We start from the raw sequence: 11,026 nt of genomic DNA on the forward strand, positions 1-11,026 counted from the left end.
CGTCAACGGATCAGCCAGTGGCCTTAACAGCCCCGGCCGCGTTTGGGCGATAAAAGTCACGATACCACTGTACGAACGCGGCCACGCCCTCCTCGACGGAAGTTTTGGGCTGGTAGCCGGTTAAATCCTTTAGCAGCGACGCATCGGCCCAGGTGTCAAGCACATCACCGGGCTGTCTTGGCATCATGTTCTTTTCCGCCGTGATGCCGGTGGCCGCCTCGATGGCTTCGATGAACGCCGTCAGCTGCACGGCGTCATTGTTGCCAATATTCACCACCCGATGGGGCGCGACCGGTGACAAGCTGTCCCCTTCGGGCACCTGACCGTCTGCGGGGCGCAGGGGGATGGCATTCATAAGCAGTCTGATCGCCTCGACCAGATCGTCGACATAGGTAAAGTCGCGTTTCATGTTACCATGATTGTAGACGTCAATCGCCTCGCCCTCGAGGATAGCTTTGGTGAATTTGAACAACGCCATGTCCGGACGACCCCACGGACCATAGACAGTGAAAAAGCGGAACATGGTAATCGGTAGATCGAACAGATGGGCATAGGAATGGGCCATGTTTTCGGTCGATTTCTTGGTAGCCGCGTAGAACGATATCTGATGATCCGCTCGCTGCGTTTCCTTGTACGGCATTTCAGTATTGGCTCCAAAGGCCGAAGAGGTAGAGGCCAGCAGCATATGCTTGGGCGGATGCGCACGTGCCGCTTCCAAGATTTCGAACGTTCCGATCACGTTGCTTTCCAGATACGAGCGCGGGTTCTCGATCGAATAACGAACCCCGGCCTGCGCAGCCAGATGGATGACATAGTCGAAACTGTGAACTTCGAACAAATCCTTGATCAGCCCGGGGGTTTCGACCTTGCCGATAACTGGCGTAAAGTTCGCACCGTTTGGTTCACGCGTCAGCATGTCATGGCGGGTTTCTTTCAAAGAAACATCATAATAGTCGTTCAGAGCATCCAGACCCACCACGCGGTAGCCATGGGCCAGCAGCAGCTTGCTCAGATGAAAGCCGATAAAACCTGCCGAACCAGTAATGAGAACGCTCTGCATAATGTTTCCCTTGTTAAAGACATGGTGTTCCTCGCTTATTTAGTGCGAGATCAATATAAGTTTCCACCACAGATATCGCAGGTAACGATCTTCTCTGCCACTGCCACATCTGTTTACAGACAATGTAAATCCTGCCCTCTTGCGGGTCTGATAGAGGCAAGCATCAAGACGATCAATATAAAATATGCACATATTTGACGTGCATATAAAATGTGCCTATCTTTGCTCATGAAGGAGGCATGCCTGATGAACGCCCAATCGCGCAAACCGACCAACCTGTCACTGGACAGCGCATTGCTGACCGAGGCCAAGGCTTTGAAGGTCAACCTTTCCCGCGCAGCCGAGGAAGGAGTGCGAATTGCGGTCGCCGAGGCAAAGGCGGAACAGTGGAAATCCGAAAACGCTGAGGCCCTCGAAAGCTCTAACGCTTATGTTGAGCAACGCGGCCTACCGTTGGACAGCTTCAGGCAGTTCTGATGCCCAAATACGATGCTTTTCCAAACCCATCTGGCGAGGGTTACCTTCTGGATGTTCAAACCGATCTGCTTGGCGACCTGAACACTCGGGTGGTTGTCCCCTTGATGCCGTTGGCAAAAGCCCCAAAGCCGGCGACCCGTCTCAATCCAGTGTTTGATGTCCATGGTGAACAAGTTGTCATGGTCACTCAGTTCATGGCCGCTGTTCCGATAGGGATACTCAAGATTCAGACCACAAACCTGAAAGAGGAAGCCGACAGGGTCACGGTTGCCATAGACATGCTCATGCAGGGCTTCTGACACCTGTGACGTAACAAAGGTCTTATGGATCTAGGTCGATCTGTATATGTCCGTCAACCATCCTGACCCAGCACCTTGATTGCGCCCAGAAGGCGGGCAATTTCCTGTTCGGTGTTGTAGTGGCAGAACGAAATGCGGATGCAATCGGGCAGACCCAGCGGTGTAAGGACATTACCGGAATAATGATCGGCCTTGCGGGTATGGGTGCGGATGCCCTGCTGGTTCAGAATCTCCACCACATTTTCCGAAGCATATCCATTGACCACAATCGACACCAGCCCTTCGCGCGCAGGATTGTCAGGCCCGGCCAGAATGGTGACGTGTTCCATATCGCGCAGGCCTGGCAGGTTGCCAGTTCCATTGATGGCAGCGTTGGTTAAGTGAGTCTCATAGGCGTGGATGGCGCGGCCTGCAGCTTCGATACGGGCGCGTGGTTCGGTCTCGTCTGACACTTCTCCGCCCAGCCAGTCGAAATAGGACACCACATCCGAAACGGTCGCATAGGACCCGGTATCGCGAGTGCCGAATTCCCAACCGGTCGCAGGCGCGTCAATAAGCATATCATGCGGCGTAGTGGTCAGCTTGTCGGAAATCCAGGCGATGCCATATCCGTGGCGCGAAAACACCTTGTAGGGCGAAATCGCATAGCCATCGACATTGTAGGCGTCCAAATCCAACTGTCCGTGGGCGGCGTGCTGGATGCCATCGACGATGATCATGCAATCCGGCGCCACCGCCCGGATCGCGGAGGAGATCCCAGCAACATCCATACCCATGCCAGTCACCGGCGAGGCGTGCAGGATTGTCGCAACCGCCACATCAGGGGTCATCAACGCTGTGTAGTCCTCGGGCGTAACCAGCCCGGTTTCGTTGTCATGCGGCACGTTTACGTAATCCAGGCCGGCAATCTCAGCCCAGCGGTGCGCGGCGCTGCGCGTCGCAGGATGTTCGATGGACGATCCAATCACCTTTCCACCTTTGGGCGCAGCCAGACAGGCGGTGCGGATCATCCGGAACAGCAACTCAGTCCCGCTTTCACCCGCAAAAAACTGTCCGCCTGAGGCATTCATGAAGACCGCCAGATCATCCTTCGCCTTATTAATCACGTTCTGAGTCCCCTGCCCCGCCGGATTGAGACGACCCGGATTGTCGGGGATCGCAGCGTAAAACGCCGACGTTTCAGCGACCGATTTCAACGTTAGTGCCCCACCTGCGTTTTCGAAAAAAATACGCTCGCCTTGAAACGGGCAGCTATCGACATGAGCGAACCGCTCGCGAATAGCGTCGATGAGGGCCGGGTTATTCTGGATCATGGTTCAGTCCTGTTAATTGTCAGAGCGCACGATTAGTGCTCAGGCAGCGGGGCGTGGCTGCAGAAATCATCGAGAGGTAGCCCTTGTTCAAAACGGTGTTCATCAACTGGTCCCACTGTGTATTCAAGACCTTATCAGTCATTAAAGTGTGTCCGGTCGGCATTGCTACTGCCCTAGGATTGTCGTGTACATTGACCGCCGTCTGGCGCATTGACGACATCAGACAGTCTACTACCGCCATCGGGGTCCAGGACTTGAGTGGATAATTTCCCCCAAAAATTTTCATTGACAGGGTGGAGAAAAGGGCTTGGCGATCGTCTCATTGTCAGAGGTCGCGAGTGCCTCAATTGAGATATCGCGCCCTCGACTTTCTTTGCTCCGGATTAACCAGCCAATTGCAACTCACGCCATCGGTGGCAGCTTACTGCATGGCCAGCCTCACAGGTCTCCAGATGTGGCTCTTCCCGTCTGCACAGGTCCGTGGCAAATGGGCACCGTGTATGAAACTGACAGCCGCTGGGGCGGTTTGTCGGCGAAGGAATCTCACCTTCAAGTTTCTGTGCTTTGCCCCGATCATCGGGGTCCAGAGACGGAATCGCCGAGAACAGGGCTTTGGTGTACGGATGACGCGGCGACTGGAACAGCTGGCGCGTCGGAGCACTTTCCATGATCTGACCCAGATACATCACGGCGACATGATCGCAGGTATGGGCCACCACCGACAAATCGTGACTGATGAACAGATAGGTCAGCCCCATCTCATCCTGAAGCGATTTCAACAGGTTCAGGATGTCGGCCTGAATTGAAACATCCAGCGCAGCGACGCTTTCATCGGCCACCACGAAGCGGGGTTTGGATACCAGCGCGCGGGCTATGGAAATCCGCTGGCGTTGACCCCCGGAAAAGGCATGTGGGAACCGGCGCAAATGCTCCAAGTTCAGACGGCACAAGCCGGCGATTTCGCGCACACGTTCATCAACCTCTTCGCGCGAGTTGCACAGGCCCATAACTTCAAGCGGTTCGGCAATGATGTCGCGCACGGTCATACGCGGAGACAGAGCAGCATACGGGTCCTGAAAGATCAGCTGCGCACGGCGGCGATATTCTTTCAGGTCAGCCCCGGCCAGTTTGCCCAGATCATAGCTGACCTCGCCATCATAATAATGGGCGGTGCCACCGGTAATTGGTGCGGCATTCAACAGAGCGCGTCCAAAAGTTGTCTTGCCCGAGCCGCTCTCACCCACCACTCCGAAAAACGAGCCGCGGGGGATAGCCAGAGACACTTCGTTCACTGCCATCAGGGTGCGTTTGTTGAAGATCTTCCCGCCAACGGGGAATCCAACCGACAGGTCTTGGGTTTCGATCAGATTGTCGTTGTTCATGCGGATTGTCCTTCGTCACACAGGTGGCAGGCCGTGCGATGGTTTTCACCGGTGTCCGACCAGCCCGGAACGATTGTTTTACAGACATCGCCAACAATCTTGCTGCAACGGGTGTGGAAAACGCAGCCTTCGGGTCGCTCTAGCGGTGATGGAATATCCCCGGGCACCGGCATCAGCGGTTTGTCCAAATCATCAAGCTGCGGCAGCGCGTCAATCAACCCTTGGGTATACGGATGATAGGGGTTGCGGATCACCTCACGGACCGGGCCTTGTTCAATCATCTTGCCCAGATACATAACCGCCACCTTGTCAGCCGTCTGGGCAACCACGCCGAGGTCATGGGTGATAAAGATGATCCCCATGCCAAACTCATCCACCAGGTCCTTCATCAGATCGATGACCTGAGCCTGAATCGTCACATCCAGCGCCGTTGTGGGCTCATCTGCGATCAGAAGTTTCGGTTTGGTCGACAACGCCATGGCGATCATCGCCCGCTGGCGCATGCCGCCCGACATCTCAAACGCGTATTGCCCAAACCGGGTGGATGCATCGGAAATACCTACACGGTCCAGCATCTCAATCGACAGTTCGCGGGCCTGTTTTTTGGACATATCCGTGTGAATCAACAACTGCTCGACCATCTGGCTGCCGATGGTCATTGCAGGCGCGAAACTTGCCATCGGTTCCTGAAAGATCATGCTGATCGCACCACCCCGCACAACTTCCATATCACGCGGGCGTTGCAGGGACAGGACATCCACCGGTCCGCTGTCCAGATGCAGCGTGATCCGGCTTTCAGGGGCGTAGACGGCATTGCCCGGATTAAGCTTCATAAGCGATTTCGCGGTCACGGATTTGCCTGATCCGCTTTCGCCCACAAGGCCCATGACCTCGCCCGGAGCCAGCGAGAATGACACGTTGTCGACTGCAGTGATCAGCCCTTCGTCGGTCTTGAATTGCAGCGTCAGGTTTTCGACGTCGATCAGGCTCATTTACGGGTCTCCGAATAGGGATCGGCAGCATCGCGCAACCCGTCGCCGACAAAGACGAAGGCCATGACAAGCGCGATGAAGAAGAGGACCGGGATGAAATACCAATGATAGTTCAGCAAGACATCCGCCTTGGTCACGTTCTGAAGCATGACCCCCAATGAATTCACCGGATCCTTGAGGCCTAGACCGATAAAGCTGAGAGCCGTTTCCGACAGGACCACGTATGGGAACGAGATAACCAGATCGACGATGATATAGCTGGTGAAGCTCGGCAGAAGGTGCCGTCTGATGACATGACCGGCGGGTGCCCCGCACAATTGCGCGGCCAGCACGTACTCCTGATTACGCTCGGTCAACAGGTGGGTCCGCACCCGCCGGGCCAACGTTGGCCACCCCACCAGTCCAAGGATCAGGGTTATGACGAAAAATCGGGTCTCGGCTGACCATTCGGGTGGGATAAAGGCGGCAATAGCCATGAAAAGCGGGATGGAGGGCACCGTCCTGACGGCATCGGTAATCATCTGGATCACGCTATCAATGGCACCGCCATAATACCCAGCTACACCGCCAATTATCAAAGCCAACACGAACGAAATCACCACGCCCAATGTCCCCACCTGAAGTGACGTCCAGACCGCGTGGAGCGTGCGCGAGAAGATATCCTTACCAGCACTGTCGGTGCCAAACAGATGGACATAGCCCTGATCCATGCCGAACAGATGGATGTTGCCCGGAATGAATCCGAACAGCTTGTAGCTGTCGCCCCGCACGAAGAACTGCATATAGCGGCGCTCATCCTCGTTTATCTTTTCGACCCAGCGAAAATTGGTCGCAAGTGATCGCTCGCGGGTAACCGTGTGCAAAAAGGGTCGGATTGAACAGCCGTTTTTGTCGCAGAACTTCGGTATCTGAGGTGCCCCGTTCAGGTAATCCTTATCCCGACCAGCAACTGTTGGATCATAGGGTGACAGGAACGGCGCAAAGAGGCCCGACAAGATCAGCACAATCAACACGGTGGCGGCAATCATCGCCGCGCGTTGCTTTTTGAATCTGGCCCAGATCAGCTGTCTTTGAGAGGCCGTGAAATACGCTTCCTTGGCCTTCTGATCGTCGATTTTCGTGGAGGTTTTTGCAGACATGGATCTTACCTCAGAATGCTCTTGCGCACGCGCGGATCAATCACGGCCAACAGGATGTCCGTGGCGAAATTCAGCGTGACGATGGCGGCTGTCAGCAGAAAGATGATAGCGCCGGCCAATTGCTGGTCGTTCGACCGTGCCAAAGCCTCCAGCAGCAACGATCCAGCCTCGGTAAGGGTCAGGATCAGAGCGACAATGGGCAGTTCGTTGAAGATACGGTTCAGGTCAAAGCCCAGCGAGTTGACGATTGGCCCAAGCGCGTGACGGGCAGGATAGCGCCATAACAGACGGCGGCCATAGATGCCGCGCGCTGCAGCAGCGGTTACGTAAAGCTTGCCGATTTCATCCGACATCAGTGCGCGGACCGTCTGCAAGGCAAACGCAGTTGCCGACCAGCCCAGAATGAAAATGGGCAGCCAGGCATGTTTCAGCAGGTCCACGAATTTGGCCCACGACCAGGGGGCCTCGCGATATTCTGGACTGAACAAGCCGGTAAGTGTCTCACCGAAATAGATGGTGGAAAACAGCATCACCATCAGTGCCAGCAGAAAGTTTGGCATGGCCAAACCCAAATAGCTGATCAGGCGCAGCGAGTTGTTGAGGAATGCGTTCTTGGAAGCAGCCGAGATAATGCCCACGGGCAGCGCGATCATATAGGCCAGCGTCAACGACCCAAGGCAGATCCATAGCGAAATCCAGAACTTATCGCCCAAAAGTTGCGCGATATTAACGCGCAGGATACAGCTTTCGCCGAAATCGCCTCGGAACGCACCGCTCAGCCAACTGGCCCAGCGTGTCAGAAACGGGCGATCCAGCCCCAGTCGGGCCCGTTCAGCCTCGATATCTGCCAGTGTGATGGCCGAACCTTGAGTGTTCTTGTAGGCAAGATAGCGTTCGGCACAATCGCCCGGCACAAGCTCCATTAGCGTGAACACAATGAGTGATACCAATACAAGTGTGACCACAGCCATCACCGCACGCGTGGCGGCAAAGCGAGCGAATTGGAGCATATCTTTGTTCCTAGCTAGCAACTGGAACGGGGCGCGGACGCCCCATTCCTTCATCTCAGATCGAAGATCGGATTATTCGGACAACCACCACTGTGCAGGGCGGTACGGATAGGTCCGATAGAACTCGTAGGACTGCGTCTTGAACTCGGTAAAGTTCTGCAGATTGTTCGAGTGATAGATAGGTGCCGGCGAGTTGACCGTACCAATGAATAGAAGTTCGCTAGTCATTATCTCAACCATTTTCTGAGCGGCAGCAATAGATGCGTCCGATCCAGGTGCGCTGGATTGGTAAGTGTCCAGAGCGGCTTTCAGATCGGCAACCCAAGCGGGTGGCTCGACACCGTTTTCACCGTTCGAGCTGATGTATTCAGCCCAGAGCATCCCGGTACGAACATCGAAATATCCGTCAAACGGAGGCACCCAGATTTCACCGTCACCCAGAACCGAACCGGCGGGCTGACTCTTGAGCCACATCCCCATGTCCAGCGTATTGGCCGATTGCGCCGCACGGAACTCATCCGAGGTGACTTCTTTGATCGCGGTGTTGACGCCCACATCTTTCCAGTTCTGAGCAATCAGTTCCACTAATTGAGCGGATGCGGATTGTGTCGAGAACTGCCAGTCCAGCACAAGCGGGTCACCGTTTGGCAGATCGCGGAAACCGTCGCCGTTCTGATCGACTAGGCCAACTTCATCCAGCAGAGCATTGGCACGATCCTGATCGAAACCGGCCTCGTACTCTGTCCACTTAGCATCAATGAAGTCAGGGCGCGGCGAGAAGCCGATGTATTGCGTCGGTTCCCCCAAGCCAAATGCGGTAACCTCGTTCAGCTGATTGCGGTCCATCGCAACCGACATGGCCGTTCTGAAACGGATGTCGTTGAAGAGCGCGCGTTTGGCTTCATCCTCGGCGGTCACATTGAAAGTCAGTACGGGATATCCGATCGCTGGCTTCACTTCCAATGTGTAGTTGCCACTTTCCTGACCTTCCAGAAGAACCGGAGCAGATGTCAGGTTCACACCTTGAGATTTGTAATCCACCTCGCCGTTCAGCAGCTTGAGGTTACGTACCTCTTCATCCGGGACATAGGTTTCATCCATTTCCGAGATGTAAGGCAGTTGGTTACCCTGTGTGTCGACCTGGAAGAAATAAGGGTTGGCGACATAGTGGCGCCCTTCGGTGCTTTCTTTCACCAGGATGTGGCTTTCAAGGGTTGGCATAGTGTCCGTAGGCAGACCCGCCAACTTATCGCCCGCTGTTAGCATCGGCGACGGCGTATCCATCCAGTCCGAATTGCCATAATAGGCCTTGATAAGCTCATAGCCATTTTCATAGCCAAGCGCCTGTGCGTTGGCGTCCGCATTTTCATCCAGTGCCGGGTGGAACTTTTCGAAAAAATGCTTGGGCTGGTATGGCTGTACATAGGTGAACGAGAATGTCTCGGTCAGGCCCGGCTTGGGCGCGGCCAGGGTGAACTGCACCGTGGTATCGTCCAGTGCCTCGACCTTCATCGGCTCACCACCCGCCAACGCGTAATCCTTGGCTTCGGCGATGACATTGGTGTCCATCATCAGGTTGTCGTACCAGAACACCACATCCGCCGCGGTAAACGGCGCCCCGTCCGACCACTTGTGGCCTTCGCGCAGATGCACGGTCAATTGGGTGAAATCATCGTTCCACTCCCATGACTTGGCCACGTTTGGCACCAAGGTCTGAAGGTCGTCGGAATAGCGGAACAGGTTCACATGGCGCACGGACAGAAAGTCTGACGTTCCACTTTCGGTGGCGTTGGAGAGTGCGTCCAGAACCCCGCCATATTGGCCGATCGAGTCATAGGGTACGATCACCAGAGGCTCGGACGGCAGACGATCCGCTAGCGCTGGCAAATCGGCATTGCCACGGATCTGACCATTCAGGTCCGCAATTGACGGGTTTTCTGCAAAGCTCAGTGTACAGCCTGCGGCTGACTGAAACTCTGCCAGATCAAATTGCTGTGGATAAGCACCGTCAGATACGCCCTGCATATCTGCCACTGTCGCTGCCGGGCAATTCGCCCAAGCAGTTCCCCCAAGGGTGACCAAGGCCACACCTGACATCAGAAACTGTTTCATGTTTTCTCCCTACGGTAACGTCAGTTTCGTTTTTATTCTCTTGTGAAACCGGTTAGTTGACTGCGGCAACGTCGGCTTTCTTATTCTTTTTATCGCCATGCCGCGCGGCGACATGGACTGTGACCCCTGCATCCTTCAAGGCAGTGGCGAAGGTTTCAGGCGGGGCAATATCGGTCACCAAATCGGTAACCTGATCAAATCGGCAGGACACGTTGGCCGCCCTTTCGCCGAATTTCGTGTGATCTGTTGCAACGATCATGCGCCGGGTATTGTGGCGCAGCGCGCGTGTCAGCTCAGCCTCAAGCGGGTTCGAGGCCAGCACTCCGCCCGATAAAGACAGCGCATCCGCCCCACAGATCACTGCGTCATAGCTGTACTGACAGGCCAGTTGCTCGGCGGCGCGACCAAAACTGCCGCGTTCTGATCGAATAACCTCACCCCCGGCAAGGATCGCGCGTGTACCGTTGTGATCGGCCAACGAGGCGATAACTGACAACGAATTGCTGACAACGGTCAGATTCTTCAGATCGCGCAGCTGCTCGGCAATATGGGTGGTTGTCGAGCCCACGGTAATGAACAGCACCATGCCGTCCTCGATCATCTGGCTAACTTTATTGGCTATGAGAGTCTTTTCTTCGGCGTTTTGTTCCAACGCCCCGGAAAACATCGGCGTGTCCTGTGCACGTGAAAGAAACGTTCCTCCATGCACCCGCTCAACCATGTTTTTTTGTGCCAGCGCTTTAACCAGTCGGCGTACGGTTTCCTCTGAAACGTCCATGACCTGCGCAATCTGGGTGTTGCGGGCCGAGCCACCCAGCCTTGCCAGCACATCCAGTAGTTCACGGCCTCGATGAGGGATGTTCTCGCTATCGTGATCCATTTTCGAATCCCACCACAGTTTCAATTAAAAAGCCACAAAAATTGTGTATGTTTTGTGACAATATTTGAATTTCGGGAGAATTTGTTGGCTTTCCAATATATCCGGTCACCAAATGGAAAGCTTCTTCTCAAAAAATATGGGAATACCGACGCGCATTCTTGATCGCTCTGAACTCACTTTCGACGTGGTGTACAAGCCAATCAAGTTAAAAATACACTCTCAGAACATCCACCTCCGAAGGCCCGGCAGAGTGTCTGCCGGGCTTTCGGTTTCACAACGCGTTATTGAATAGTTTTGTCAGATTATCCTCGTTGAGTTTGATGGGGTTACCGCCGCATGAGGGGTCGATGATTGCGCCTTGG

Annotated in this window: 10 protein-coding genes; 2 read left to right on the top strand and 8 right to left on the bottom strand. The window is 54.9% G+C overall.

The features are described 5' to 3' along the window. Positions 1 to 10 precede the first annotated feature (10 nt). Positions 11 to 1,060, bottom strand: coding sequence for a GDP-mannose 4,6-dehydratase (locus ACR0DT_RS23995; RefSeq protein WP_480713190.1), 1,050 nt, complete (start codon positions 1,058 to 1,060; stop codon positions 11 to 13). A gap of 246 nt (positions 1,061 to 1,306) precedes the next feature. On the opposite strand from ACR0DT_RS23995, the gene ACR0DT_RS24000 reads away from it, so the two are divergent. Both ACR0DT_RS24000 and ACR0DT_RS24005 read left to right on the top strand, forming a co-directional pair. Beyond that, complete coding sequence (locus tag ACR0DT_RS24000; RefSeq protein WP_480713191.1) at positions 1,307 to 1,537, top strand: type II toxin-antitoxin system CcdA family antitoxin; 231 nt, start codon at positions 1,307 to 1,309, stop codon at positions 1,535 to 1,537. Then, positions 1,537 to 1,836, top strand: coding sequence for a CcdB family protein (locus tag ACR0DT_RS24005; RefSeq protein WP_480713192.1), 300 nt, complete (start codon positions 1,537 to 1,539; stop codon positions 1,834 to 1,836). Before ACR0DT_RS24000 ends, ACR0DT_RS24005 begins: the two co-directional genes overlap by 1 nt. A 53-nt stretch (positions 1,837 to 1,889) precedes the next feature. On the opposite strand, the gene ACR0DT_RS24010 is transcribed toward ACR0DT_RS24005, so the two are convergent. The 7 genes from ACR0DT_RS24010 to ACR0DT_RS24040 all read right to left on the bottom strand — a co-directional run bounded on the left by ACR0DT_RS24010 (position 1,890) and on the right by ACR0DT_RS24040 (position 10,664). After that, positions 1,890 to 3,149 (bottom strand): aminotransferase class V-fold PLP-dependent enzyme, encoded by a 1,260-nt coding sequence (locus ACR0DT_RS24010; protein WP_480713193.1) that lies wholly within the window; start codon positions 3,147 to 3,149, stop codon positions 1,890 to 1,892. Positions 3,150 to 3,532: 383 nt separating this feature from the next. Then, on the bottom strand, positions 3,533 to 4,531 hold the full coding sequence (locus tag ACR0DT_RS24015) for an ABC transporter ATP-binding protein (RefSeq protein ID WP_480713194.1): 999 nt from the start codon (positions 4,529 to 4,531) through the stop codon (positions 3,533 to 3,535). Next, positions 4,528 to 5,523 (bottom strand): ABC transporter ATP-binding protein, encoded by a 996-nt coding sequence (locus tag ACR0DT_RS24020; RefSeq protein ID WP_480713195.1) that lies wholly within the window; start codon positions 5,521 to 5,523, stop codon positions 4,528 to 4,530. Before ACR0DT_RS24020 ends, ACR0DT_RS24015 begins: the two co-directional genes overlap by 4 nt. After that, positions 5,520 to 6,662: an ABC transporter permease gene (locus ACR0DT_RS24025; protein ID WP_480713196.1), complete on the bottom strand. Its 1,143-nt coding sequence runs from the start codon at positions 6,660 to 6,662 to the stop codon at positions 5,520 to 5,522. Before ACR0DT_RS24025 ends, ACR0DT_RS24020 begins: the two co-directional genes overlap by 4 nt. 5 nt (positions 6,663 to 6,667) lie before the next feature. Next, a complete protein-coding gene (locus ACR0DT_RS24030) occupies positions 6,668 to 7,672 on the bottom strand; it encodes an ABC transporter permease (protein WP_366552276.1) in 1,005 nt (334 codons plus the stop codon). A 72-nt stretch (positions 7,673 to 7,744) separates the two neighbouring features. Beyond that, positions 7,745 to 9,784 carry an ABC transporter substrate-binding protein gene (locus tag ACR0DT_RS24035; RefSeq protein WP_480713197.1) on the bottom strand — a complete coding sequence of 680 codons (2,040 nt, stop codon included), beginning with the start codon at positions 9,782 to 9,784 and terminating at the stop codon, positions 7,745 to 7,747. Between the two features lie 52 nt (positions 9,785 to 9,836). Further along, positions 9,837 to 10,664, bottom strand: a complete 828-nt coding sequence (locus ACR0DT_RS24040) for a DeoR/GlpR family DNA-binding transcription regulator (RefSeq protein WP_480713198.1) — start codon at positions 10,662 to 10,664, stop codon at positions 9,837 to 9,839. Between the last annotated feature and the right edge of the window lie 362 nt (positions 10,665 to 11,026).

It is taken from the genome of Ruegeria sp. BI11 (assembly GCF_056538005.1).